A 26504-nucleotide genomic window follows, 5' to 3' on the forward strand; every position below is an offset into this window, starting at 1 on the left:
GTTATGAAGAATATAACCTTATTACTATATTATTATACCATTAATTCATAATTTATTCCACTCTAGTATGTTACATAAATCGAATATAAATCCATAAAATTGCAAAATATATATATTTTATTTTTCATTTGATAAAAACTCAATTTTATCCATTAGATAGACAGCTAGCACACAGCTTATAAACTAAAAGAAGCGCCAAATACACAAAATGTATTTTGACGCTTTAATATCGCTAACTATGTGCAGGAGCGGAAGTGCTATCATGTCTTTGACTATAAACATCAACCTATTTGGTCTTTAATACCCCCGTACTACTCACACGTAGAAATCATCTCTATTAACATTATTTTATTCAATATCGCACGTGACGTATTTTTCATACATTTGCGTGGCTGACAGACTCATTTTCACTGTTCATGATATTAATATAAATAAAAAACAGGGATTTCTCTCCCTGTTCTCTTCATCTTTATGGTTCTTGTTTATCATCAACATACTCCCACCGATATTCAAATGACTTTGCATTCGCTTGAATGATTTTTTGTTGCAACATCTCAACTGTGCCCAACATATCGGAGTCAATATCCTCGTTAGCAAATTCTAGTGTAGACAAATCTAGTAATATCTGTGCTGATTCTCTTTTATCATCATTGAATACAATTTCCGTAACAAAGCTATTACCTTCTTCGTCTTTTTCTCGTATCCTTATCATGTTCATTACTTCATCATAATCTAATACTTTATAGGTTTTATCTTTTTGACCCTCTTCATTAACTTGTATAATGCTGTCTGCACTAATATAGTACTGAGTTTCAGATTCTTCATCTATCCAATGACCATAAAGAGATGTTTTCACATTGGATAAATCTCTACCACTACAAGCACTAAGAATAAAAATCAGCGACATTATTACTAAGATTAATTTGTTCACTCTACTTCATCCTTTGACAAATATTTTAACGTGACATTTCTTTCTGAATGTATATTCGGTCTGCCTCTTCTTCACTTATTCCATATTTCTCACTTGCTAATTTAGATACCTGTCCATCATGTATTTCAGGAATATAATTTTCCCCATTATTAGTTAATGCATTGTATGACTGCACCATAAAGTCATAAATCTCATCATCACTAGCTTTATAAATTGTGTTCAATTCTGTCGTAGCTGAATCAAGTAAATTCACAGCCACTACAAAATGCCTTGATGATTCAAGTACCGTTTCAGCATTTTTTTCTAATGAACCTTTTTCATATAAATTTGCACCTAATTCTAACTCCTTAAATACCTCTAACATTCGTGAATGATAATTTAATAATTCATCAGGTACATCCATTTCTTTAATAAATTTGTAATTATCTCTAACTTCTTTAGCTATGCCAGTTACCCTTGATACAAATTCTTTATCTTCTATTATTAAGGGATTATCAGCCATTTTCTGACTCAACGCTTCCATAACTTTTAATTCTATATATATGTTTTCTTTAAATCTTTGCATATCGCTGAGATATTCCTCAATATTAACTGTACTATCGCTTTCCGCAATCATCTTGGTTGTAGATAACGCAACTTCATCTTTTTTATTTACTTCTTCTGTGGTTTCATCCAATTTATCAGAACACCCTATTAATGTCGCACCTAGTAATAATAGAACTCCTAATTTTTTCAACATTATTCCCCTCCTGTAATTTTCATTATTGAAAACCCTATGATCCGCTTCAATTAAGATAAACACTCATATAGCTGTATATGTACTATCAATCTTCTTTCTCGCCATCTTTTTTCTTAGGCTTGGTTACACCCACAACTTGATTCGATTGGGCAAACTCTAGTGCCTGTAAAATACCAAGTATATAACGCTTTCCTTCTTCATCTAACCTTTTAAAGCTGGACTCTAGTTGCTTGTATTGGTCTTCGTTTTCCATGAAACCCCTCCTTATTCACACCTTATGAGAGTATTATATAATTACATAGAGAGTAATTCAACTGCATTCTATTTATATTTACTTTCAATGTGAGTGGATATATGATATTTTGAATACTAACGAGGTGATATCTATTGTCTACTACTATCAATCAACGTGTTAAACAAGTACGAACTGAACTGAATTTATCGCAAGCCAAATTTGCTAAAGCTATTTCAATATCCAATAGTCATATAGCAGGCATTGAATTAGAGCACCGAAAGGTAAATGACCGCATCATCAGATTGATTTGTATCACTTTCAATGTGAATGAAAATTGGCTAAATACTGGTGAAGGTGAGATGTTTAAAAGCCCTGCTGATACTAAATTTGAAATGGCTATGACAATTTTCAAAGAGTTAAATCCTGATTATCAAGAGTTTGTGTTAAAACAAATTGATGAGTTACTGAAAATCCAAAATAATAGGAAAAATAAACAAACCAAGGAATAGGGCTATCATTAGTAGCCCTAACTCCTTATCTATTCAATAATGATAGCTAAACTGTTTCCAGAGAATACTATACCCTCTCTCACTGCAACCTATCTATATAAAAGACTTTGCCATTGCTTAGATTGCAAATGAAGCGGTCTGGTGTAGCTGGCATGGTTGTTGCTATGCACCAGCTCTTATCAACAGTCGCCTTTTAAAAGTTAGTAATAATCTATAGATAATCATTAGCCTTACAACTCTTTGCAGATTTGTGGTAGATTGTTTTACTGGTCATTACTTGTTTAGATGTGTATTGTTTCACCTTACTATATCCCCTCAACGTCATAAAAATATTTAAGCATGGCTAGTACATCCTCTTTCGTAGCTTCAATTTGCCTATTTTAAATGGCTGGACTAGTAGTATAGACTGCATATTTATCAAATGTCTACTTTGTATTTAGCGTTATAACATACCTGAAGCCCATCAAACCGTAGTTTGTTGTGTTAATAATTGTAGTCATATGTGTAGCTCCTATAAATAATCCCTTAAATCTTTGGCTACCTCTTCAATATCTAAATCCAAATACTGTGTTGTTACAGCTAAATCCGAATGACCTAAAGCTTTACTAATAAGAGCTATACTTGCTCCCTTTTCATGTAAGTTCTTCGCATAGGCTCTGCGAATTGCATGTGCATTGATATTTTCTAAGTAGGAGATTAATTGTATGTTTAGTTACCATGTTAATGAGCTGAATAATAAAGGTGAACCTCGTTATGCTGAATATGAGCATGAAAATGAAGGAAAGCTATTTTGAAAGTCACACATATATTCACACTAACAAAGCTCATTGAAATCCATATTATTAAAGCTGTGGCTAATTTGAAAAGTCCCCCATATATTTACTTGTTAATTTGTCTAACTTCTTATAGGAAATCTCTCAACCCTTTTAATACTTCATCTGAGCTTACACCCAAGTATTTCGTAGTAGTCGAAAGGCTCTTATGGGAAAGTGCCTTGCTAATTAAAACTACATCCGCTCCTTTTTTTCTTAAATTCGTTGCGTATAGTCTTCTAATGGCGTGAGCGCTAATATTGTTCAAGTTATACTTTTTTGCATAGTATGATAACCGTTTAGTAATAGCACATGGCTTAGACTCAACGTCTAATGAATCACCAAATTTGCTTAAGAAAATCACTCGGTTTCGTTTTTTGTAGTGTTTGCGGATAATATCATTTTGGGCTATTAGACGCTTTAAATAGATTGCTAACTCATCGTCAAAAGGCAACTTTAATACATCATGATTCTTCATTATGTCGCCTGTTAGTAATAATGAATTGGTTTCAAAGTCAATATGCTTTTCTTCTAACTGAATAAGTGTATTCATACGAATACCTGTCTTATAAATAGTTAGAATGGCTACTACGTCACGAAACTTTATGAAATTTGTCATATCGAGTAATGATAATAAGATTGCTAACTGCTTCTCATCTGCTGGGAGTTTGATTTTGGTATCAACACGTATTCGTACATCCTTCCAAAAGTTCTTCTCTAACCAACCATTATCATAGAAACGATTCAGAACAGCTTTTATTACTCGTAAGCGGTTTTGTTTCGAAACATCTGAAATATCTCCTAGTTGCGAGAGCCAATTAAATATTACTTCTAGTGTAATTTCGTCGAGAAATTCGATTTCCATAGCTTCCACTAAACGATTAAACGTGTAAATGTACTCTTTGATAGTTGCCTTCCTAACACCTGATAAACGCATTTGCTCTTTTACGATTAGTAGTGCATTAGTTACCTTAACTCCCCTCTTCCCTTCTTTCACCTCAGTTACATCCACTAGAATTTTTGGAGGTGCTATTAACTCTGTATCGTCTTGGTGAAATGCTCCACTAAATGTTGGAGGCTGTATGCTCCCTGTAATGTCATTCAAATCAAATATGCCTGTTCTCTGCTTATTTTTAGACATAAAAAAACCTCCTAACTAATAAAAGTTAGAAGGTAATAAAATTGCGAACTTTGATAAGTGTTCTATTCCCTATTCTATTCTCTAAGTGCTTACTTCACTTTTTCTGCTACACCCAATACATCGTTCTCTTCAAGGAACTTCGTATTGAATTGCGCTGATTTGAAGACATCATTGTTCATTAGTGCTTGGTGGAATGGAATTGTTGTATTGATTCCAGGACCAGATACTTCGAATTCACTTAGGGCGCGGTTCATTTTTGCAATCGCTTCTTCACGTGTATCCGCATGAACAATTAGTTTCGCTACCATTGAATCGTAATATGGTGGGATTGTATAGCCCGCATAGACAGCAGAATCAATACGTACACCGTAGCCACCCGGTGTTATATACGTATCAACAGTTCCTGCTGATGGCATGAAGTTTTTGTAGGCATTTTCTGCGTTAATACGGCATTCAATAGCCCAACCATTTAATTTTATATCATCTTGTGTGAACGGAAGCTTCTCACCAGATGCGATTTTTAATTGTTGTTGTACAAGATCTACACCAGAAATCATTTCTGTTACTGGATGCTCAACCTGAATACGAGTATTCATTTCCATGAAGTAGAACTTGTCCTCTCGATAATCATAGATAAACTCGATTGTACCAGCGCCTTCATAGTCACATGCTTGTGCCGCTTTGACTGCAGCCGCACCCATTTCAGCACGACGCTCAGAAGATAAAGCTGGAGATGGAGCTTCCTCTACTAACTTCTGCATACGACGTTGAACCGTACAGTCACGTTCGCCTAAATGCACCACGTTACCGTAGCCATCTGCTAAAACCTGGATTTCACAGTGACGGAAGTACTCGATGAATTTCTCTAAATATACGCCTGGGTTACCGAATGCTGCAGCAGCCTCTTTTTGCGTAATTTCAATACCTTTTACAAGATCTTCTTCTGTACGTGCTACACGGATCCCTTTACCGCCACCACCAGCAGTTGCTTTGATGATGACAGGGTAACCAATTTTAGCAGCCCATTCTTTACCTGTTTCAATATCTGGTACAATACCAGTACCTGGAACAAGGGGAACACCTGCCGCTTCCATCGTTGTACGTGCAACGTCCTTGATGCCCATAATTTTAATAGAATCAGATGATGGACCGATAAATTTAATGCCAGCGTTTTCACAAGCTTCAGCAAAATCAGCGTTTTCCGATACGAAACCATATCCTGGGTGGATACCATCTGCACCTGTTTTTTCAGCTACACTAAGTAGCGCTGGGAAGCTAAGATAAGAATCTTTTGATAGCTTTGGTCCGATACAATAAGCTTCATCTGCTAATTTCACATGTAATGCGTCCGCATCTGCTTCAGAGTAGACAGCAACCGATTGAATGCCTAACTCTTTACAAGCACGAATGATACGCACAGCGATTTCGCCGCGGTTTGCAATTAAAACTTTTTTCATTTGTTTTGCACTCCTTACTCAGCTTTTACAAGGAATAGTGGTTGGCCGTACTCTACTAAGTCGCCATCTTTAACTAGAATTTCAACGATTTCCCCTTGCACTTCTGCTTCGATTTCGTTGAATAATTTCATTGCTTCTACGATACATACGATTGTTTCATTTCCTACTTTGTCACCTGGTTTTACGTAAGCTGGTGAATCTGGGTTTGGTGCTTGATAGAAAGTACCGACCATCGGAGATACAATTTTATGTAACGAAGGGTCGTTAATTGCTGGTGTAGCTGCAGCTGGAGCTTCTTCCACTTTAGCTGGTGCAGGTGTTACTGCTGGAGCTTCTGCTGGTGCAGATTGTTGTACAACAGGGGCTACTACTTCTTTTTTAGGTGCTACAGTTTCTGTAACAACAACATTATTCTTTTTAAGTTTTACTTTTGCGCCATCTACTTCATACACAAACTCGTCAATTGAAGATGAATCCACTAATTTAATGATTTCACGAATTTCTTGAATTTTGAACATTTCTAACTCTCCTTATGAATTAAAATCTACTACAATAACTATTCTATATTTTTTCGTATCAATTTGAAATAGTTAAATGAAAATTAAGTAAATATGAACAAAATAAAAGGCTTTCCTTTACTAAGCGAAAGCCTTTTCATTAAGCTGATATATAACACCCTTTTACTAATTAACTAAATATTTATTTTTTTCTCTATTTTTTAATAATTATTTGCACTAAACTTTACTTGCACATCATTTGCGCCTTCCATCTCTGTTTTTACCAGATAGATAATTTCGTTTGCTTGTGCTTTTGACAACTCCTCTGCCATCACTGTAACTGAAACTTTTTCTCCCTCAGCGCGAACAAACGCATCCGAATAACCTAATGATTTAACGAGCATTTCAAGCATAGCTTCTGCTGATTCACGTTTAATCAGCCCATCCATTTCATTAAATGCCTCATTTTTTTCTTCGGCAGAAGCTTCTTGAGAAGCAATTTTTTGTGTTAACTGTTCACGAAGCTGGCTTCTCTCATCACTAACCTGCATACGCATTTCTTCGAATAAGTGACTTGGTGAAGATACTTCTTGTGTTATATCATTTGTTGCTTCCTGATCTGTAACACCTGTGACAGCTGTTTGTTGCAGTGTATCATCTGTAAAAATAGTAAGACCATTGAATTGTTTTGCTGGATCAACCAAATAATACACTGAAATGACTGCTACTAAACTTAATAATGTCATAAACCAAACTGTTCTTCTACGTACGCGCATTTACTTTTCCTCCTTATTTTCCATTGGAACGATAATAATTCGATGAATCGGTAATTGCATCACTTGACTGACGACAGCACGAATTTCATTTTTTACAAAGATATCGGAAGCACCTTCTGAAACAACGAGCATTCCTGTTACGTTTTTCGCGCCTTGCTCAGTCCCTCGAAAATATTGGCTGAATAGTTTATTGGCATCCTGATCATCTGTCATCTCTCCATAATAAAAGTAGACTTTAACCTCCCCAACACCTTGCATTGCCTTCAGTGTTTGCTCAAGTTTTTCTTCATTCGTGAGCGGTGAACCTTTGTCGCTTGTTGAATTCGTTTGATACATAGGTAAAATGATGAATATTCCCACGGAGGCAGCTATCAAAATAAAAAGCATCAATGACGTTGTTTTTTTTCGTGTCTTTTCCACTTCACTTGTACATTGCCTCCTTTCATCTTCTCTTTTTCAAGTGTATGTACGCTTGTTTCTTCCTATGAATTGATAAATGGAATCTTTAATAGCAATTGCAAAAATACTAACGTGATGACCAACTTTGTCAGTGAAATTATTTCCTTATCATCCGTTAGAAACACAAAAATCTGACAGACAAAGAGCAATGCCAATAAAAGAATCAATCTATCTCCCCCCTGCCATGACTTGTACGAACACAATGAGGAAAAAACAAGAAAACATAAATGAAAAAGCAATTAAAAATGATACAGCACATAAAGTAAATAGCGATTTGCTAACTTGATCTAGTAGTCTACAAATATCATCAAAGGCAATCGGTTCTAAAATGGCGGCAAGCATTTTCAATGAATAGGCACTGACTACAAGCTGCACTGTTGGGATAAATGACACCGTAATGACGGCGATAAAGGCACTAATACTTGTAAGGGAAGATGTAAATTGTGTCATATGCTGAAACATCGAAAAACTATCCACAATAAAAGAACCAACAACTGGAATATTTTCTTCAATTAATTTTTTGACGGGCTCCGCTACAGCCGCATTGACACTAAATGCTGCTACGCCACTTGCAGTCATCAGCAGAATATAGCAAATGACAGACGCAGACACGATACTCATAATCGTAAAACGAATCAAATCAGCTATCCGCGTAAAGGATATTTCCTTGACGATAACACTGCACACATCAAAGACAATGGCCAATAGCACGCCTGGAATAAGCCACTTACTACTGATAATGGTGAGGACTTGTACAAAAAACAGTAAAAAAGGTTGCCAGGAAGCAATCGCGGTAATACTACTGGATAGGAGAAAGCTTGATGTAAGAATTGGATAAAATGCCGTAAATAGATGGGCTAGTCCTTGTGCAATTTCATCAATTAATGTAAAAGATTTGACAACAACAGGACCGATTGTTGCTAAAACGATAAGAAAAAAAAGTATCCTTGTCCCTTTTTCAAATTCTGGTATTACCATGTTCACAATCAAAATAATGATGACGTAACTGCAAAGCATGAGCGTCATCTTGAGCAAGAGAAAGAATGGGTCGATTAAAAACGATAATATTTGCTCCTGCAATGGCTTCGCTCCTTAGTTTAGCCTTTTTAAAATGGCCGACACCTCCTGTAGAACAGCCAAAAATTCTTTGAACCAATACAGCAAAATCACAATTTTCACAGCAGCAAAAACGATGTTCCCGAGCACTTTATAATTATGTTCTGCCAGAAGCAATGCCACCCACTGCCCGACATAGAACATACTTGCACTGATTAAAATAGCCTTCGCATAAGGTAAAAACGCAAGTGTTTCTAACAGTTGTTTGGCGAAAGGCAATAAAAGTGTCGAGAACAACATGCCAAAAAGCAAAAAAGAAAACATCACACTGATTAGCGCATGGAGTGGCTGTATAACTTCTTTTATCAGCAATAATAAAAGCAGCATGACAACAGCGACGATCACAATTTCCATTTACGTTACCCCGAAGAGGTAAGCCATTGGAAGAATGTTAAAATCTCATTAAAGAATAGACGTAAAAATCGAAGTAATTCTGCTGTCATATATAAGTAGGCAATGAAAAAGAGGAAAAATGAAAATTCCTTCTTCCCTGTTTGATCAAAGAAAACATGAAGAAGCGCAACGACTAGTCCCACTCCAGCAACTCTTAATACGTCTTGTAATTCCATTCCTACGCCCCCTCGTGTACAGCAATATATGTCGCTCTACAAAAAAAAAGACCTCTATACAGATGTATAGAGATCTTCAATAAAAAAATTTAGAGTAGCTTTTTCAAGATGCTTTTAACAGTGCCTGCTTGCTGAACGAGATGACTATTTTCGCCCATCCACATAGATAAATATTCAGCATTGCCTTGCTCAGCACTTTCTTTACGAATGGTAGTCGTTAAATAGTTTTGTAGAGGATAAGGTGCTACTGTCGCATCCTCCATACGTTTTGTGAAATCATTCGCTAAACCTCGTGCTGGCTTACCAGTAAATGCAAGCGTAATCGTCGTTTGTTGTTCTTTCGATGCTAACACAGCATTTTTATAGAGTGGTGAAATTTCGCATTCATCTGCCACTAGTAAAGCTGTACCAATTTGAACTGCCTGTGCCCCACTCTCAAGTGCCTTTTGAATATCCTCTTTGGTTACAAGGCCACCCGCAGCGATAATAGGAATCGTAACTTTTCCCACAACTTGTTGTAGTAAGTCGTTTAACGGAATTAATTGCAGAGGAGCAGTAAAAGAGCCTCGATGACCGCCAGCCTCTCCCCCTTGTAATACAACCGCATCCATTCCTGCCTGTTCCACTAATATAGCTTCCTCTACTGTCGTAGCAGTGCCAATCGTATAGATACCGTGATCTTTTAATTCCTTGAGAATCGCTGGAGATGGCAGTCCAAATGTAAATGAGCAAATTGCCACCTTCTCATCAATCACCGCTTGAACCTGTCCTGCAAAAACTTCTTTTGATACTACACTCTGTACAGGCGATAAGCCTAATTCATCATAAAAAGGTTGCAGTGCCATTCGTGCTTGTTGTAAAACCTCGACATCAATTTTAGGTTCCTCTTGCACAAATAAATTGACTGCAAAGGGCTTTGTCGTTAATTTCTTCACTTCCTGGATAAACTGCTTTGTTTGTTCACCATCTAAGTAACCCGCACCAATTGAGCCTAATAGCCCTGCCTCAGCACAAGCCGCCACAAATTTAGGGGATGTTACGCCTGCCATTGGTGCTTGAATAATTGGATATTGAAAATCAAATGTTGTTTGTAGCATACCTTTCACTCCTTACTATGATTGTAAACAATTCTTCTAGTAATGACCATCTATCTGTTGATAGAAACTTGCTAGTTCCTCAATAAAAATTAGATAGTGCTTCTATCTATTATCACATTAAATGAACGATTTGACAGGATATGTATAAGAAAAAAATAAAAACCTACTCTTTCATCCAAAAGAGTAGGCTGGCTATTATTGATCATTATGCACGAGAAACGTAAGAGCCTTCTTCAGTGTTAATGATTAGAACATCACCTTGGTTTACGAAGAATGGTACTTGTACAATAAGACCTGTTTGAAGAGTAGCAGGTTTTGTACCGCCTGAAGCTGTATCACCTTTAATTCCTGGTTCTGTTTCAGTTACTTCTAATTGTACAGTGTTTGGTAATTCAACACCTAGCATTTCACCTTGGTAAGATTGAATATGCACTTCCATGTTTTCTTTAAGGAATTTTAGTTCATACTCGATAGCTGCTGAAGCTAGTTCAGTTTGCTCATATGATTCTAAGTCCATGAATACATGATCGTCACCTTGGGCATATAGGTATTGCATTTTACGGTTATCGATTTGTGCCTTCTCTACTTTTTCACCAGCACGGAATGTTTTTTCATTCACGGAGCCGTTACGTAGGTTACGTAATTTAGAACGTACGAATGCAGCACCTTTACCTGGTTTAACGTGTTGGAAATCTAACACGCGATATAATTGGCCATCAACAACAATTGTTAGACCTGTACGAAAATCGTTTACTGAAATCATTTGTGTTCCTCCAAAGTTTATAAAATAATGAGTTCTTTTGACGAATGTGTTAGGAGTTCATTACCCTTTTCTGTGATTAAAATATCATCCTCGATACGGACACCACCGATTCCTGGTAAGTAAACACCTGGTTCAATCGTCACGGCCATACCTGGCTCTAGCACTGTATCAGAACGCATCGATAAGCCAGGGCCTTCATGTACTTCAAGACCAATACCATGTCCTAAAGAATGACCAAATGCTTCGCCATATCCTTTTTCTTTTAAATAGTCACGTGCAATCGCGTCCGCTTGAATGCCTGTTAAGCCAGGGCCCACTTTTTCAAGTGCTAACAGTTGAGAAGCAAGGACTGCATTGTACATATCTACTAATTTTCCAGATGGTTCTCCAACAGCCACAGTACGTGTGATATCCGAAATATAGCCATTATATAGCGCACCAAAGTCTAAAGTAACAAAGTCGCCTTTTTCAATCACTTTATTCGTTGCAACGCCATGTGGTAATGCTGAACGAAGACCAGACGCAACAATTGTGTCAAACGAAGACTGAGTTGCTCCTTGTTTACGCATGAAAAATTCTAATTCATTCGAAACCTCAAGCTCGGTTTTACCAGGCTTGATGAAGCCTAAAATATGTGTAAATGCGTGATCTGCAATTTCACACGCAGCCTTAATAATATTAATCTCTTGTTCCGTCTTAATCAAGCGAATTTTTTCAATTAGCCCAGAAATCGGCACTAAATCTGCTTGAATGTTCGATTTATACAGTTCATATGTGCCATAGCTTACAGTATCTTTCTCAAAGCCCAATAATTTGATGCCCATATTGTTTACTTGAGTAGCGATTTCTTCAATAATTGTCGCTTCATGCTTGACAATTCGGAAGTCCTGAATCTGTGCAGCAGCCTGCTCTGTATAACGGAAATCTGTAATAAATACAGCATCATTTTGAGACACAATTGCTACGCCCGCTGTCCCTGTAAAACCTGTCATATAGTGACGGTTGTACCCATTAGTAATTAGAATGCCATCGATGCTTTGTTCTTGAAGTGCTTTACGTAGCTTTTGTAATTTCAACATAATCAATTCTCCCTCTCGATAAATGTACGTAGTGCCAGTTCATAGCCTTTCGTACCTAGTCCACAAATTTGACCAAGGCAGGCCGGAGCAAGATAGGAATGATGTCGGAAAGCCTCACGTTTGTGGATATTGGAAATATGTACTTCGATAACTGGCACAGAAATACCTGCAATCGCATCATGTAACGCAATGCTTGTATGGGTATATGCACCAGGATTAAAGATAATACCATCATAGTTTTCGTCCTCTGCTTCATGCACCCAATCGACTAGTACCCCTTCATGATTGGATTGACGAAATTCAACTGTAGCACCTAAAGAAGCCGCAAGATTTTGAACATTTTCTCGAACATCATCCAATGTTTCATGTCCATAAATATGTGGCTCTCGTTTACCAAGTCGATTTAAGTTAGGTCCATTCAAACATAATAACTTCACGCTTCTATTCGCCTCTTTCTATGTACTTGCCATTTATTTTATCATACACCGTGCATTCAGCAACTAATTTCAACTAGTGGTTCCATAAATACCCCCTCAAACGAAGGGGATATTTTGCCCCACTAACTTTGTTTTTGTGTCGTATGTTCCTTCTGATGGAAATTGGCGGTTTCCAGCAAGAAACGTAATAAACAAATGACGGTCACCATAAATGGAATCGACAGTTTTTTAAAAGACGTAAGTTGTAATGGTAAATCTAAAGCCATCCATTCTAATGTGATGGTCACCAAAAGACCTAGTAAAAGGGAAGAAAAGACAGCTGGGATGATATATACATAGCGCATTGTCATGTATAAAAATAAGCCAATAATAAATAGAAGAAAAATAAAAAAGGTCCACTGAAATAATTTGGAGCTTTCTTCAAACCAATTCCATTTCTTATAAAACCCAATCGGATGCCATTTAATGAGATGGAAATAATGTAAACCCTTTAAGCACAGCGCTAAAACAAGCGCGTTGACAAGTGCTGTAATCGTCGCTACCTTCACCATATACCTCCTTTATGCACACTAATCATTTCCTAAAATGTACGATTAGTGTAGCCATATAGAAAATTTGCTATGCGTAAAGGTAGAGGTTTTTCACTAAATTTAGTACAATGGTACAGTTGAAATATATAAAGAGAGTGGTGTTAGCCTTGAGCAATTCACCTGTATACGGGGGACAAGCACAATTAGAGGGTGTGATGTTCGGAGGAAAGGAACATACTGTTACAGCCATTCGTCGTAACGATGATTCCATTGATTATTATCATTTCAAAAAAGTACAAAAACCTATGTTACAAAAGCTGAAGAAAATTCCATTTGTACGAGGCGTTGTTGCGCTGATTGAATCCGCTGGCTTAGGTTCTCGTCATATGCAATTTGCTGGGGATCGTTATGATGTAGTACCTGGCGAAGAGGAAGATCATAAAGAAGAAGGCTCTAAACTTCAAATGATACTTGGCGTTGCTGTAGTAGGTATTCTTTCTTTTTTATTTGGAAAATTTGCCTTTACATTAATTCCTGTTTTTATAGCTGATTTTTTCTCAAAATGGATTGAAGGAAAAACGGGACAAATTTTACTAGAAAGTGGTATTAAGCTCCTTTTACTGCTTACCTATTTATACTTTATCTCGTTGACACCTCTGATTAAACGGGTATTTCAGTATCACGGTGCTGAGCATAAAGTCATTAACTGCTATGAAGCAGGTTTAGACATTACCGTAAAAAACGTTCAAGCTCAATCACGTCTGCACTATCGTTGCGGCAGTAGCTTTATTCTATTCACAGTTTTCGTAGGTATGTTTTTATATTTCTTTGTGCCTACAGATCCGCTGTGGCTTCGTATTTTAGATCGTATTCTATTAATTCCTGTTGTTCTTGGTATCTCATTTGAAGTCTTACAAGCGACAAATGCTTGCCGTAATATTCCAGTGTTACGCTTCCTTGGCTACCCTGGCTTATGGCTTCAATTACTCACAACTCGTGAACCAAAGGACGATCAAGTGGAAGTAGCGATTGCTTCCTTTAATATGCTACGCCAAGTAGAACAGCAACCTGAAATTGCTGCGACATTAAATCATGATTAACAAAAAAAGGCAGCCCAACATGAACGTTGGAGCTGCCTTTTTTCATTTTGAACCATAGCCTTGCATTTTCTGCTTAAATATAAAAATAGCGAGAATCGTAATAATTACTGTATAACCGATGACAACGATGAGTGAATGAAACATATTAGTATACTCTGCATGTAAAATAGCATTCGCTGCATTGACTGCATGAACGAAAGGTAAATACTGCGCAATCGTTTGAAATGTTCCACCAATCATATCTAATTCGAACCATGTTCCACTTAACCAAGTTGTGATATTAACAAAGATGGCAAAAATTCCTCCTACCTGTTTATCTGTAAATAATGTCCCAAACAATAAACCAAAACTAATATAGAGTGGTGAGATAATCAGAAGTACAAGGATCATGAAGAGAATGGACTTATTAAACGACAACCCTAAAAACATGGCGGTAACTAAACAGATAATGATTTGTAGCAGAGCTATTGGTATTAAAGGTAGCATATAACCTAAAATGTAATCAGCAGCAGACATAGGAGAAACGAAAATTCGCATTAAAAAGGATGAACTTTTATCTTTTCCCAGTAACATTCCTGAAAACAATGTGAGAAAAGAAAAACTAAATACAATGATACCTGGTGTTAGACTATTCATTTCATATAAAGCAAATGGCATATTTTTTTGCATAACAGAAAACAATGCTAACAAAAGGATTGGTAAGCCCATACCAAATAATAAAGTGACTGGATCACGGACAATCTCTTTATGATTCCTTGTTGCAAATACGGCCACCCTCACAAGAACACCTCCTCCGTTTTTTCCAAGAATACTTCTTCTAAAGATTGCTTGCCCGTTTCACTGATCAGTTGTTGTATCGTACCTAGTGCACATAATTGTCCATGATGCATAATGCCTACACGATCAGCCAAAGCCTCTACTTCTTCTAAATAATGTGAAGTCAAAATAATCGTGACATGTCCTTTTAAGTGGTTCAATATGTTCCATACATCATTCCTTGCCCGTATATCCATCCCTAAAGTCGGTTCATCAAGGAACAATACTTTGGGATTTGACATCAAGGCCATCGCTACACTTAAACGGCGCTGGTAGCCACCAGATAGTGTCTTAGCTTTGTCATGCTGAAGTGGCGTCAGTCCGAATAATTCTATTTGTGTTTGTACTTGTTGTTGTGCCTGTGCTTTTTCGTAGCCATAAATTTGGCCAATTAATAGTAAATTTTCATATACCGTTAAATTAGGTGCAACAGCCGTTTCCTGAGGAGAAATATTGATCATTTGTTTAACAGCCTGTGTATTTTGTACAATACTTTTCCCGCCTATTGTGGCATCTCCCTCTGTAGGTAGAAGGAGGCCACACAACATTTTGATTGTGGTTGTTTTGCCAGCCCCATTTTGTCCTAAAAGAGCGAAAAGTTCACCTTGATGGATTTGTAAATTTAATTGATTAACGACTACGCGCTCCTTATAACGCTTTGTTAAACCTTTTATGTTAATCGTCAAGCTCTTCACCTCGATTGGAAAGTATGGCATTAATTTTTTCTATGTCACGTTGTGAAAATCTATATTGTAAAACCCATGTCACAATATAAGTTCCGAGAAAGCTGGCTACGAGAGAACCAACATTAGCCATCGTTTTTGGCATCCATAGTAGCGTTACAATTGGTATCCAAATCATTGCCGTTATGAAAAAGTGGACCAAATATTGTTTCAACATGCCCCATCTAGCCATATCAAAAATAAGTGCAGCAAGTGCAAAGGTAATACCGATGACCCCTGTTAATAGATTTTGGCTAATAATTGCACTCATTTCATTTGTAAAGTAAGTACGAAATTCAGGAACAACCCAAACATATTGCCCTTGCCCTATGCCCATTGATACAAAGAATTGCACAATTTGTCCCAGTATCACACCTATCACAAAACCTCCAATAATACGTGTTAAAATGTCTTTTCGCATGTTTTTCACCTCAAATCCCTAAATGTTTCTTAATTTTGCTTACATAACGCCTCGATGCGTATGTTTTCGTGCCATTCTTCAATTCAACTCCGATTGTACCGGTTCTACTAATGTCCATATGCTTGATCATGTAGCGATTGACTATTTCGGCATTTGAAATACGGATAAACATTTGAGGGTTGAGCTTTTCCTCCAGCTCATAAAGACGAAAACGTACCGTATAAACACCCTTAATGGTTTGCACAAAAACCTTTTTTTGCTGTGTATAAATACGAACGATCTCCTTACTATCGATCAATTCAACGCCTTTATGAGAGAAAGCGATTAACGTGCTTTCCGCTGCCGCAGTAATACTTTGCATAAGATGCTCAATGTCATCCGTCATTTTATCTGTGAGAATGATTACTTTGGGTTCTTTATATGTAGGGTCAATCGATATTTCCACCTTCATATGATCACTGTCCTTTCTACGCCTCACTATAAATTTTTCCATACACGTTGTAAATGAACTTTCGACAACTGGTCGTTATCAAGGAATAAGTGGTCAATCTAAAAGATTTTTTTGAACAATAAAAAACACCCCTCTAGATAGGCCTATCCAAAGGGGTGAAACGTACAACTTAGCTTACTTAGAATGTTTTTTACTTACTATAAGGGCTGTAAAAATACCCACCATATTCGGTATAATACTGATTAATAAAAACCGCCAATTATTTGTTATGAAGGAGATAATAGTAAAAATAATAAGAGATGCGACATTGATGCTGATACCTATCTTCACATAAGAAGACTTAAATGGTACTGGGCCGTACATGTTGACAGTCAAAATGATCCCAATGATCCCCCAACTCCCTATATGTACTAATAAAAGAATACCTAAAACCATGGCAATGTTTAATTCAATTCCAAACACCATTAATGAAAAGAAAATATAAATTGCTGCTAATGTCATATACCATGAATAAGATTTTGCCTTTTGCCAAATATGGTCGTATAGTTCATCTAAGCCTCTATTTTTCTTCGCTTTTTGCCTTCCGAACCACCAACCAAGAATCCCACAAATCATCCCACCATACAGTCCAAAAATACCCCCGATAGAAAATTCCATTATGCCATTCCCTCCTCTTCGAAAATAAATACTTCCTCAATCGTGCAGTTGAACGCTTTTGAAATATTGTAGGCAAGCTCTAGTGATGGATTAAATTTTCCCGATTCAATTGCAATGATTGATTGTCTTGAGACACCAACTAATTTTGACAAATCCTCCTGCGTAATCTTCTTCGATTTCCGCAATTCACGAATTCTGTTTTTCATAATGCCTCCTCATTAAATGTAAAGTAAACTGTACATTTATTTATAAGTAAAGTTTACTTTACATTATTTAGGATGTCAAGTTCACTTTACAATTTTAAATAAACCTTGCTAAAAAAGTACATAGAAAAACGTGTTTTGAATTGGTCAAAACACGTTTTCTGTGAATTATTTACTTAGGATATTTATAATTTTCTGTTGAGCATCTATTGCTTCAGGAATCGGCATCACAACAAACACATGATTCATCTTAGGATAAACAAAGGTAGTGATTGCAACGCCTTGTTCTGTTAGTTGTTCATCGAATTGGATGGCATCTGGATATAAGCTTTCGTGTGTCCCAATAAAATGAGTAATCTTGCTACTTCCTTGAAAATCACCATAAATCGGACTAATCAATGGGTCCTTTATATCTTTATCAGCTGCCCATATCTTAGTAATAACTTCCATTCCTTCACTAGCTAACATAGGGTCGTTTTCTTCATAGTCATGTATAAGAGGATTTTCTAAACTTATATCAACGCATGCCGACAATAAGATAATATCTTGCGGTTGAGGCAAATGGTCCCGCTTCAAAAGCTGAATCAAACCAAGTGCTATATTTCCGCCTGCTGAATCCCCTATAATGGTTAATTGATTGGAGCTTTCAACAGATTCTAGAATCTCTTTATATATGTTAAGCATTTTTGGGTACGTATCTTGATAGTTAAAATGAGGTACTTTCGGATAAATAGGCGCAATAACTTTTGCATTTAATGATTGTGCCATTTTATCCATGAACAACCAGTGTAAATTTAAAGGTTGATTCGTCCAAGCGCCACCATGTATATAAAGCATCACCTTTTGTGACGAAGACTTTTGGTCATTTAAAATGAAAACCTGCATATCTTCGAAAGTTTGCTCCTTCAAATCGCTTACAAGATTGACATCCTCCCCAATCATATAAGGGTGAATATTTTCTGTTCCTCTTTGTTTAATAAACTGTTGAGTATTTTCAATACTAGAAAAGCTCTTTTTATTACTTTGTGAAAATAACAACTTTTCAAATTGAACACTCTCTACAGATCGTTCTCCGTTAAAAATTTCTATACTCATGTTTTTCTCTCCTTTTATTGTTCATTCTGTTTCCTAACATGTAATGATTAATAAAGTTATGATTCATACCGCTAAAACTGAGTATCAAAGGTATCAAACTTTAATTTAATTCCACATTTTGAAGAATACTCCTCCCAAAATCTATCATAAAAATAAAAAGACCTCCCTGTTGTAATGCCCAAATATGAATAGGATTGATTATAATTTATATAAAAAGCTGCCATTATAAATCAAAATGACAGCTTTCTATTGAGTATCTATTCCTTCCAACCTACTGCTATATCATTGGAGGGGAATTCAATAACTAGTTTAATTTGAGGCGAATAAATATATCTATCCCACTTTCTAACTTCTTCAACTCTGTGTAGGATGCTAATTAATTTTGTCTTCATAACATGTTGATAGTGAAGATCAATAATATAGCCTATTTCGTTATGTATTTTATGATTTTTATTGACTAGCTCTACTAATGTGCTTTCATAGTCAATAAAGTTAGAAAATATCGTTTTATAAAACACAAGTGTCCAATCAATTCCATGAGCATGAAACGGAAATTCTGCAAATAATTCATCTTTGATTTTATTAGATTCTTCTTTTGATAAAATTTCTACCTCATCTTCAGCATTTGAAAATAACACTTGAACTTCCTCTAAAACAGTTTCATATTCTCTTTTTACCTCTTCATCTATTGCTTTTTGTTTTTGCTTGTCTAGCAACATTTTTAAACGTTCTTTTTTATCCTTCACTATATTCATCCTAACTATTTATTTGAGTCATATATCCAATTCTTTTAAGTCACCTATCGTTAAGATAATAACACCAACAGTAGTAGATGTCAGTTTAGATAAAAGAACATAATCATTTGATGTGTCGTTCCATCATTCAGAGATAGCTATACAAAAACGACACGTATGTATTCCTCGTTCTTTAAGCTTTCAAGATGATGCAATTCGACGTCTTCCATCGTGAGACGACGACTTTTTAGTTTTTTGTCACAATCCCCTGCCCAAAACCTTATTAATTCAGCGCCTTGCTCTGGTTTTATATGTTCCTTCAAATATAGTAAAAAATCCTCTAAAAATTGAGGACCCCAATTTCCCTCAATGCCGTATACAAAAGGTTTTTCATTATAAATCCCTAAATCATATGGTGGATTATCCCATTCAAATATATTCAAATTCCCAAAAGCCGATTCATCTGCCGCATGTAAAACTCGTGCATCATCATCCATCAAATGCCACGGCTGTGTTGGTGTACTCTCTGTAATGGGATATAATTTTTTCATTTCCCTTATTGTTATCTCAGCAATTCCTGTACAATCAACTGTTTGTAAAGAACTGTTCGCTACAAGTACGGAATATAACGTCATATGTTTGTCTCCTTAAGTTTTAATAAATGAAATTCAAAATATTCTGCTCCACAATCATTATAGTAAAATTAACATAAATATCCAACTAAAATCATTTCGCTCCAACAATTTAGCGAGATGATTTTAATCAAGCTTTATTGCAAATAATTAATCTTTTATATCAAAAATCACCATTTCATTGCAAATCTACAGATAGTGTAACGCTAAAACACTTATTTCTTTAACTTGAAACTACAAATACTATATCCAAATAGAGAAATGACTGTCACGCCAATAGATAATTCAAAAATCAACTTTTGTGGAGTACATTAAATCTACAAGTATACTCCTTCAAAATTTGCTACTAAATAAGGTTAATACTATTTTATATTAGCTTCATAATGCTCTTCATTAATTCTCACTACTTCAAGTTCTTTTATATTCTCCTTCAATTTTAATGCTAAACTTTGAATTCCAAAGAATTCTGTGAAGGTATGACTCCCAATGATAAGATTTATTCCTTTAAACTTTGCATATTGAATCGTATACAAATTACATTCACCTGTAATGTATACATCACACTTATGTTCAACCGCTTCCTTAAGGCAAGTTGTTGTTCCTCCATTACCACAGACTAAGCCCACTCGCTTTACCATTTTGTCATTAAACTGCCAAAATCTAACGGGTTCTTCAAGTAATTTTTCAATATTTGATACGAATTCATTAAATTCAATTTCTTCATCATATTCTGCGATTCTACCAAAAAATAACCCTTCCCATTCGTGAGTTCTTTTAACATCTTCTAAATTCAATTTTTTTAATAAACTATCATTTGTTCCAAACTTACAGTCATCAAGTGGTAAATGATTATAGTAATGGCTTATACCATACGCTGCTAGTTTTTTAGTACACACCTCTTTTAATCCATATATTTCATCCCATGCATCATGGTGTGTTATCATCATATCAACCCCATGAATTCTTGCTTCCTCTATCGTTTCAAGCGTTAGGTTCACACAGTATCCTATTTTCTTAACTTTTTTATCTGCATGGTATGTAATCCCAGATTCACTAGCATAGATTTCCTTATTTGTTATATTAAAAAGCTCATTAATGCTTTCAGCAACTTGTGAAACATCCATATACTTATATCACCCTCCATCAATGTTATTCTTACCTTAAAGAAAACATACTGCACTTGTTGATTTATAATAAAGTTTGATTTTTTTAATTTGCCCTAGTCCACTAAAGCCCTCGATATCTTTATCTAAGTAGTAATTTCACCAGTAATCAAACTTTTAATAAATACTTCCAATGAAGAAGCAACCCACGTTCTACTGTCATCTTCGTGGTTCCATACATAAATATCTTCTGTTTGAATGCTACCATTTAATATTTTATAGCCGTATAGGTCACCCCAACCATTATCTGAAAAAAATAACAAGTGGTCAAATGGCATATAAATATCTTTATAGTCACTAAAATTTCTAAAAAATAAATTATCCTTTACTATTTGTGAAGTTGACCATATTAAAGGACAGCCGAAACTATCAAACACTCCATTTGTTTCATTATATAAATCAAACAACTTATTTGGTAATTTCACATTTAATTCCTCTGATATTCGAATTATTTCAGCATTCGATGCTGGTGGTTTGAAAGAGTAATCTTTTGATACCGAACTTATATAGTCCTTCCACATCTATGTAACACCATCCTTAAAATCGTCTAGTTAGATAATAATTCACCGCTATTAAAAGACATTCCATTTCCACTAAACTGCTTCGATAGTTTAAGTACACTTCATTAATATAAATTTCCAACAAACACCATCTTTATTATAAAGGAACAAGTTTTGAAAAAAGATTGATCAAAAGGGATTCTTCTTTAGCAGTTTTAAGTTAGGTTTTTATAAAAAAGTTTGATTATTTTCTACCTGTGTTGCTCCATAATTGCAACCGATTGTTGAAGATCGTTTTTCTTATAGAACTAACGCATCTGTTCGTTAAGTATAACTCTTCACAATTACTTGATATTATATAGGTGAATAGAAAGATAAATTATAATTTAGTTTTGTATTTGTAAAAGTAGGTTATTTATATTATTCTCTTATAATTTTTCAAAAAGGAGAGTTTATGAAAAAGTTCATTGTTTTTGTATTAACGATATTTGTATTATTTTCAGGATTCACAACACAAAGTTATGCTCTGTCAGATTCGAAATCTGCGGCAATACAAGCGTTGCTAGATGATGCCTCTCGTATATCAGGTGTGCCGGGAATGTCCATCTCAATACTTGCTGATGATGAAGTGTTCTACTTTTCTTCAGGGTATGCTGACCGTGAAAAGGGTTTGTCTGCAAGTGAAAATACACTCTATGAGTTAGCCTCGGTCAGTAAAGCTTTTACCGGTATGGGTATTTTGCTGTTGGAAGAGCAAGGGTTGCTCTCAATGACTGACCCTGTCCAAAAATATTTACCTTGGTTTACATTAAAGTATCAAGGGAAACCTGTTGATATGCAAAGCCTTACACTAAATAACTTTCTTCATCATACCAGTGGTCTAACAAATATTAGGCATACCAAAAATATTCCACAAGGCAATACACCGAATATGTTGCAAAAGACTGTGGAAATGCTCGTAGATGCTGATTTGGCGTTCCCTCCCGGTGAACAGTATAACTATGGAACGGTTAATTATGACGTATTGGGTTTGGTTATTGAGATTGTGTCGCGACAAAGCTATGAAGACTTTATGAGGGAACAGGTATTTCAGCCGTTAGGTCTTCACCAGACGTATGTTTATAAAGAAGATGCTCAAGCCACTGGACAGTTGGCACAGGGCTACCGTTCTTCCTTTTTTATGACAACTCCATTTAAAGCTCCTGATTATGCTGGAAATAAACCCGCAGGCTACATCATTTCTAATACAAAAGATATGGCGCATTGGATGGGCATACAGATGGGTATTGTGCAGGGCATACCCGAAATATTCCACACGGTTATCGAAAAATCACATAGGGGTGATATGTCTGTTTCGGCTGTCAACGATATGTATTATGCGGCAGGTTGGTTGGTTAACGCTGACCAAACGATTATAGAACACACTGGGGGCAATCCAAATTTCAGAACCGAAGTAGCCATACTGCTAAATGAACGAACAGCCATCTGCTTGCTGAGCAACGGTGCAAATACCAATATAAATCTGGTACTAAAAGTTAAAGATATATTAGACGGCAATCTAACTCAGTCATATCAAATAAGCGGCACACAGCTTTTGGATATCATTTTGTCAACTGTCACTATTATTCTTTGCCTTTTGGCTGTTCTGCTATTTCTCTTAGGATTACGCAGAAGGAAAACGAATGAGCGGCAGCCAATGACAAAAAGGAGAATAATCGTAACCGTTATTTTCCTAATCTCTACAATTGCCCTGGGTATACTGTGCTGTGCTTTCGATTGGTCAACGATACTTATTTGGCAAACATATAGTGTTCTTACAGCTTTGATTTCGTCAGCATTATTAACAGCAAGCATTGCATGGTTTGTATACACTCACCGATAAAATACCTCGGTCCCAAGATAAACATAATTTTAAGTAATTAAATTTCAATTTATCAGTATGCTTAATTTGAAAACATAAGACACTTTGGTGTCTTTTTTAATACCATCGGCAATTTTACCAACCATACCCAATTACTATTGCTTCCACTAACCTGCTCTGTTTGTGGAATAAGGATGTTTAAACAACTTTATTATTTTTCAAATGACTTTATTGTAAATTAAACAACAATATTATTTTTGTACAAGCGTCGTTAGGTAACATTTCTTAAAAGACTGTTATTCAACAATCTGGCCCGACTGCTGAATAAGGGAGAATCCTGCATATAACAAGATTTTTTTATCAACCTTTTATAAATTATCATTCTAAGATCTAAAAAAACAGTTCTTCTTTTTTCAAAACGGTACAACTTTCTTACAAACGGTTAAACTTTGTTTTAAAGATACAAAAAGCTCCCCTATAGATTACTATGATCCAAAGGGGAGAGGCGTTGCGATTTTTTAAAAAAACTACATAGCTTTATTTGAAATGATACATCTTTTTTCAAACGATACGACTTTATTTCCAATCTACACAACTTGATTGAAAATATTATTTACAAACCACATTTTAACTGTGCGCCACAGTTTGTACATGTATTACAGCCGCCCATTTCTTCAACCGTTCCCTTACGGCATACTGGACATGTGTTCCCTACGTCTGAGCCGATAACGGTTGTTGACTCTAACGCTTGGATTGTGTCCACTAGTACAACTGGACGTTTTGTATGTTCTTCTACCAATTCTTCTTCAAATGACAATTGATCCATATCATTTTCTTCAGCTTTTAGTGTAAGTACCTGTGAATCACGGCTACCATCGACATAGACCGTACCACCTTTAGCGCCACCTTTATAAAGTCGCTCATATACTTTTTCTACTTGCTGTACTGTATAGCCTTTTGGTGCATTTACTGTTTTAGAGATAGACGAATCAATCCATTTTTGAATAATACATTGCACATCAGCATGTGCTTCTGGTTTCAGCTCCATCGCTGTGACAAACCACTCTGGAAGCTCTTGCTCATTTACTTCTGGATGACGGTTCAAATATTCTTGGACAATTTCGGCTTTTACTTCAATGAATTTGCCTAGACGACCAGAACGGTAATACGTGAAGGAGAAGTATGGCTCAAGACCTGTTGCTACCCCTACCATTGTTCCTGTTGATCCCGTTGGTGCAACTGTTAATAAATGCGAGTTACGGATACCAGTCGCTAAAATTTGCTCTTTGATGTGAACAGGCATTTTTTGCATAAAGCCTGTTTCTGTGAAGGCTTTACGTAAACGAGCTGTTTCTTCGTCTGTAGCACCAACTAAGAATGGGAAGCTACCTCGCTCTTTCGCAAGCTCTGTAGATGCCTCATACGCAGTTTCAGCAATTGTTTTAAAGATTTCATCGACTAACGCATTACCTGCTTCAGAACCATATTCTTTTTCACAGTAAATAAGTAAATCAGCTAAGCCCATAACCCCTAAACCAACACGACGCTCGCCAAGGGCTTGTACACGGTTTTCTTCTAAGAAGTACGGTGTTGCATCAATAACGTTATCCTGCATACGAACACCAACACGAACTGTTTCACGTAATGCTTCGTAGTCAACTGATTGATTTTCTTTATTCGCAAACTGTGCTAAATTCACAGCAGCTAAGTTACAGACAGAATATGGTGCAAGTGGTTGTTCCAATAATTGTTATCCTAAAGGCTTTTTATCCTTTAGTTCTTACAGTTCAATTCCTGCAAGTTCAGCATACATTTTCATTACACACTTTTTTCATAAACCTTAGTAATTCTTTTCTTCCTCTATCTTCACCAAAGACTGCTTTTGAAATTACTCTAAAATCTTTAACACCAAATTCTTGATAAATTTGCTCAATTAATGGATTAAGTGTTGATTTTATTTTATTCAAGGGTGTTACAGTTATTATTTCAGTATGTTCGATTGCCCATTGTATGACAGTTTGTTTGATTTCTTGATGTATACTTGCTCGATTTTCAACATAAACTTGTGTGGCGATTTTTATATTCGAATTTCCAGCGCACACTTGAGTACAAAACAATTTGGATGAAGTAATAATTACTTCAAATTCGCGCCCACAACTTTTGCAAATTCTTTGCTCTCGGGGCTTCTTCTGCTTACCTTTTTGTACCAAGCCAGATTTTCTTAAACCTTCAATCATTCTAGCTTTTGCTGGACTATTGGATTCCCACAACTTCTTAGTGTGCTGACCGATTTTTCTTTTTGTTTGGTCAGTATGTTTTTGATTGAAATGTCCATTGTATTTACCATATACAGCTTTGTTTATTGTTGTATTATTCGACTCTATCCATTCTGTAATCGTTGATGTGAGTGAAAATGGAACAAGTTTATACATATCGAGCAACTCTTCATAGGAAATCAATTCGCAATCAATACCATAAGTTGTTTTAATAACATTTAGAGCCTTTAGAGCTTTCTCTTTTGCCTCGTTATCGCGAGACTTAATTTCTACAATCTTTACAAGATTACTGGCATCATTATAAAAGAAAAAATCAGGTTTATAAAATTTGTATCCTATATTAAATACTCTATCCTCATAGCCCCAAGAAATGGAATGATAATCTAGAAATTTGGCGTATGCATACTCATATGAACTTCTTAAATAATGTGATTTATAAAAGCCTGCATAACCTCTATTCATTTCTATCACAGCCTTTCTTACATTAGGCAATTTTGAATTTTAATGAATGTGTAATGTTGCGGTCTCGTGCCCGGATTATAGTCTACAAAGTAGGATCACCGGGTATGCGTTGCCCCTGACTAAAGCTTTACCATTAGCCTTCGGTTCGGATTAGCATCTCAGCCTTCCCGCTTTATCCCGCAATTTTTAACGTGAGGCGAAGTCCACCACACGGGTTAGTCGCTACAACACTTTGACCATATGCCTTTGCATTTGTCATGTCAT

The 26504-nt window shown here is 36.0% G+C and carries 32 protein-coding genes and 2 pseudogenes; 3 read left to right on the forward strand and 31 right to left on the reverse strand.

Annotated elements, in window-relative coordinates; all coding sequences use genetic code 11:
• Positions 1-469 precede the first annotated feature (469 nt).
• From ACEVFT_RS14255 to ACEVFT_RS14265, 3 genes are all read right to left on the reverse strand, one after another.
• The gene (locus ACEVFT_RS14255) at positions 470-931 is read right to left on the reverse strand and encodes a hypothetical protein (RefSeq protein ID WP_393950493.1); all 462 of its coding nucleotides are present in this window, start codon (positions 929-931) and stop codon (positions 470-472) included.
• 25 nt (positions 932-956) lie between these two features.
• A complete protein-coding gene (locus ACEVFT_RS14260) occupies positions 957-1670 on the reverse strand; it encodes a hypothetical protein (RefSeq protein ID WP_393950494.1) in 714 nt (237 codons plus the stop codon).
• An 85-nt stretch (positions 1671-1755) separates the two neighbouring features.
• On the reverse strand, positions 1756-1923 hold the full coding sequence (locus ACEVFT_RS14265; RefSeq protein ID WP_161804059.1) for a hypothetical protein: 168 nt from the start codon (positions 1921-1923) through the stop codon (positions 1756-1758).
• Between the two features lie 134 nt (positions 1924-2057).
• Here ACEVFT_RS14265 and ACEVFT_RS14270 point away from each other — a divergent pair, with 134 nt between their 5' ends.
• Positions 2058-2414 (forward strand): helix-turn-helix transcriptional regulator, encoded by a 357-nt coding sequence (locus tag ACEVFT_RS14270; protein WP_393950496.1) that lies wholly within the window; start codon positions 2058-2060, stop codon positions 2412-2414.
• A gap of 511 nt (positions 2415-2925) precedes the next feature.
• Here the strand turns inward: ACEVFT_RS14270 and ACEVFT_RS14275 are convergent.
• The 15 genes and pseudogenes from ACEVFT_RS14275 to ACEVFT_RS14345 form a co-directional block, all read right to left on the reverse strand.
• A pseudogene (locus ACEVFT_RS14275) lies at positions 2926-3102 on the reverse strand (tyrosine-type recombinase/integrase); the annotation flags it as partial.
• A 215-nt stretch (positions 3103-3317) separates the two neighbouring features.
• Positions 3318-4367 (reverse strand): tyrosine-type recombinase/integrase, encoded by a 1050-nt coding sequence (locus ACEVFT_RS14280; protein ID WP_393950498.1) that lies wholly within the window; start codon positions 4365-4367, stop codon positions 3318-3320.
• An 89-nt stretch (positions 4368-4456) separates the two neighbouring features.
• Positions 4457-5824, reverse strand: coding sequence for an acetyl-CoA carboxylase biotin carboxylase subunit (accC, locus tag ACEVFT_RS14285; RefSeq protein WP_205444259.1), 1368 nt, complete (start codon positions 5822-5824; stop codon positions 4457-4459).
• Between the two features lie 14 nt (positions 5825-5838).
• Positions 5839-6342 (reverse strand): acetyl-CoA carboxylase biotin carboxyl carrier protein, encoded by a 504-nt coding sequence (accB, locus tag ACEVFT_RS14290; protein WP_205444260.1) that lies wholly within the window; start codon positions 6340-6342, stop codon positions 5839-5841.
• 200 nt (positions 6343-6542) lie between these two features.
• A complete protein-coding gene (locus ACEVFT_RS14295) occupies positions 6543-7097 on the reverse strand; it encodes a SpoIIIAH-like family protein (protein ID WP_393950501.1) in 555 nt (184 codons plus the stop codon).
• Positions 7098-7517 carry a hypothetical protein gene (locus ACEVFT_RS14300; protein ID WP_393950502.1) on the reverse strand — a complete coding sequence of 140 codons (420 nt, stop codon included), beginning with the start codon at positions 7515-7517 and terminating at the stop codon, positions 7098-7100.
• A gap of 62 nt (positions 7518-7579) precedes the next feature.
• A complete protein-coding gene (locus ACEVFT_RS14305; RefSeq protein ID WP_004231124.1) occupies positions 7580-7723 on the reverse strand; it encodes a hypothetical protein in 144 nt (47 codons plus the stop codon).
• A 1-nt stretch (position 7724) separates the two neighbouring features.
• Positions 7725-8636 carry a stage III sporulation protein AE gene (locus ACEVFT_RS14310; protein ID WP_205444263.1) on the reverse strand — a complete coding sequence of 304 codons (912 nt, stop codon included), beginning with the start codon at positions 8634-8636 and terminating at the stop codon, positions 7725-7727.
• Between the two features lie 12 nt (positions 8637-8648).
• The gene (locus ACEVFT_RS14315) at positions 8649-9026 is read right to left on the reverse strand and encodes a hypothetical protein (protein ID WP_016994741.1); all 378 of its coding nucleotides are present in this window, start codon (positions 9024-9026) and stop codon (positions 8649-8651) included.
• A gap of 5 nt (positions 9027-9031) precedes the next feature.
• Complete coding sequence (locus ACEVFT_RS14320) at positions 9032-9241, reverse strand: hypothetical protein (RefSeq protein WP_012295089.1); 210 nt, start codon at positions 9239-9241, stop codon at positions 9032-9034.
• An 89-nt stretch (positions 9242-9330) separates the two neighbouring features.
• Positions 9331-10338 (reverse strand): NAD(P)H-dependent flavin oxidoreductase, encoded by a 1008-nt coding sequence (locus tag ACEVFT_RS14325; protein WP_342440916.1) that lies wholly within the window; start codon positions 10336-10338, stop codon positions 9331-9333.
• A 205-nt stretch (positions 10339-10543) separates the two neighbouring features.
• A complete protein-coding gene (gene efp, locus ACEVFT_RS14330; protein WP_008179859.1) occupies positions 10544-11101 on the reverse strand; it encodes an elongation factor P in 558 nt (185 codons plus the stop codon).
• A gap of 17 nt (positions 11102-11118) precedes the next feature.
• Entirely contained in the window at positions 11119-12180 is a 1062-nt protein-coding gene (locus ACEVFT_RS14335) for a M24 family metallopeptidase (RefSeq protein WP_393950505.1), read from the reverse strand.
• Positions 12181-12182: 2 nt separating this feature from the next.
• Positions 12183-12617 (reverse strand): type II 3-dehydroquinate dehydratase, encoded by a 435-nt coding sequence (gene aroQ / locus ACEVFT_RS14340; RefSeq protein ID WP_205444268.1) that lies wholly within the window; start codon positions 12615-12617, stop codon positions 12183-12185.
• Between the two features lie 122 nt (positions 12618-12739).
• Positions 12740-13168: a hypothetical protein gene (locus ACEVFT_RS14345; RefSeq protein ID WP_205444269.1), complete on the reverse strand. Its 429-nt coding sequence runs from the start codon at positions 13166-13168 to the stop codon at positions 12740-12742.
• Positions 13169-13275: 107 nt separating this feature from the next.
• Between ACEVFT_RS14345 and ACEVFT_RS14350 the strand changes: the two genes are divergently transcribed.
• Positions 13276-14247 carry a DUF1385 domain-containing protein gene (locus tag ACEVFT_RS14350; RefSeq protein WP_205444270.1) on the forward strand — a complete coding sequence of 324 codons (972 nt, stop codon included), beginning with the start codon at positions 13276-13278 and terminating at the stop codon, positions 14245-14247.
• Between the two features lie 42 nt (positions 14248-14289).
• Here ACEVFT_RS14350 and ACEVFT_RS14355 read toward each other — a convergent pair whose 3' ends face one another.
• From ACEVFT_RS14355 to ACEVFT_RS14405, 11 genes are all read right to left on the reverse strand, one after another.
• A complete protein-coding gene (locus ACEVFT_RS14355; RefSeq protein WP_393950508.1) occupies positions 14290-15027 on the reverse strand; it encodes an ABC transporter permease in 738 nt (245 codons plus the stop codon).
• Entirely contained in the window at positions 15024-15749 is a 726-nt protein-coding gene (locus ACEVFT_RS14360; protein ID WP_393950510.1) for an ABC transporter ATP-binding protein, read from the reverse strand. The genes ACEVFT_RS14355 and ACEVFT_RS14360 overlap by 4 nt, the downstream gene beginning before the upstream one ends.
• Positions 15739-16206 (reverse strand): DUF3021 domain-containing protein, encoded by a 468-nt coding sequence (locus ACEVFT_RS14365; RefSeq protein ID WP_393950511.1) that lies wholly within the window; start codon positions 16204-16206, stop codon positions 15739-15741. Before ACEVFT_RS14365 ends, ACEVFT_RS14360 begins: the two co-directional genes overlap by 11 nt.
• 10 nt (positions 16207-16216) lie before the next feature.
• A complete protein-coding gene (locus ACEVFT_RS14370; RefSeq protein ID WP_393950513.1) occupies positions 16217-16699 on the reverse strand; it encodes a LytTR family DNA-binding domain-containing protein in 483 nt (160 codons plus the stop codon).
• Positions 16700-16831: 132 nt separating this feature from the next.
• Positions 16832-17314, reverse strand: a complete 483-nt coding sequence (locus ACEVFT_RS14375) for a hypothetical protein (protein ID WP_393950514.1) — start codon at positions 17312-17314, stop codon at positions 16832-16834.
• On the reverse strand, positions 17314-17520 hold the full coding sequence (locus tag ACEVFT_RS14380) for a helix-turn-helix transcriptional regulator (protein ID WP_205444275.1): 207 nt from the start codon (positions 17518-17520) through the stop codon (positions 17314-17316). Before ACEVFT_RS14380 ends, ACEVFT_RS14375 begins: the two co-directional genes overlap by 1 nt.
• 165 nt (positions 17521-17685) lie before the next feature.
• Complete coding sequence (locus tag ACEVFT_RS14385; protein ID WP_393950515.1) at positions 17686-18612, reverse strand: alpha/beta hydrolase fold domain-containing protein; 927 nt, start codon at positions 18610-18612, stop codon at positions 17686-17688.
• Between the two features lie 257 nt (positions 18613-18869).
• Positions 18870-19358, reverse strand: a complete 489-nt coding sequence (locus ACEVFT_RS14390; RefSeq protein WP_393950516.1) for a CDI toxin immunity protein — start codon at positions 19356-19358, stop codon at positions 18870-18872.
• A gap of 146 nt (positions 19359-19504) precedes the next feature.
• Positions 19505-19981: a hypothetical protein gene (locus ACEVFT_RS14395; RefSeq protein ID WP_393950517.1), complete on the reverse strand. Its 477-nt coding sequence runs from the start codon at positions 19979-19981 to the stop codon at positions 19505-19507.
• Positions 19982-20340: 359 nt separating this feature from the next.
• The gene (locus ACEVFT_RS14400; protein WP_393950518.1) at positions 20341-21102 is read right to left on the reverse strand and encodes a Nif3-like dinuclear metal center hexameric protein; all 762 of its coding nucleotides are present in this window, start codon (positions 21100-21102) and stop codon (positions 20341-20343) included.
• Positions 21103-21227: 125 nt separating this feature from the next.
• The gene (locus tag ACEVFT_RS14405) at positions 21228-21662 is read right to left on the reverse strand and encodes an SMI1/KNR4 family protein (protein ID WP_393950519.1); all 435 of its coding nucleotides are present in this window, start codon (positions 21660-21662) and stop codon (positions 21228-21230) included.
• A 433-nt stretch (positions 21663-22095) separates the two neighbouring features.
• Between ACEVFT_RS14405 and ACEVFT_RS14410 the strand changes: the two genes are divergently transcribed.
• Complete coding sequence (locus tag ACEVFT_RS14410) at positions 22096-23523, forward strand: serine hydrolase domain-containing protein (RefSeq protein WP_393950520.1); 1428 nt, start codon at positions 22096-22098, stop codon at positions 23521-23523.
• Between the two features lie 592 nt (positions 23524-24115).
• Here ACEVFT_RS14410 and ACEVFT_RS14415 read toward each other — a convergent pair.
• Positions 24116-25243, reverse strand: a pseudogene (locus ACEVFT_RS14415) (ribonucleoside-diphosphate reductase); the annotation flags it as partial.
• A gap of 61 nt (positions 25244-25304) precedes the next feature.
• Positions 25305-26240 carry a PDDEXK family nuclease gene (locus ACEVFT_RS14420; protein ID WP_393950521.1) on the reverse strand — a complete coding sequence of 312 codons (936 nt, stop codon included), beginning with the start codon at positions 26238-26240 and terminating at the stop codon, positions 25305-25307.
• Positions 26241-26504 lie beyond the last annotated feature (264 nt).

It is taken from the genome of Lysinibacillus sp. PWR01 (assembly GCF_043359455.1).
GTDB lineage: Bacteria > Bacillota > Bacilli > Bacillales_A > Planococcaceae > Lysinibacillus > Lysinibacillus fusiformis_F.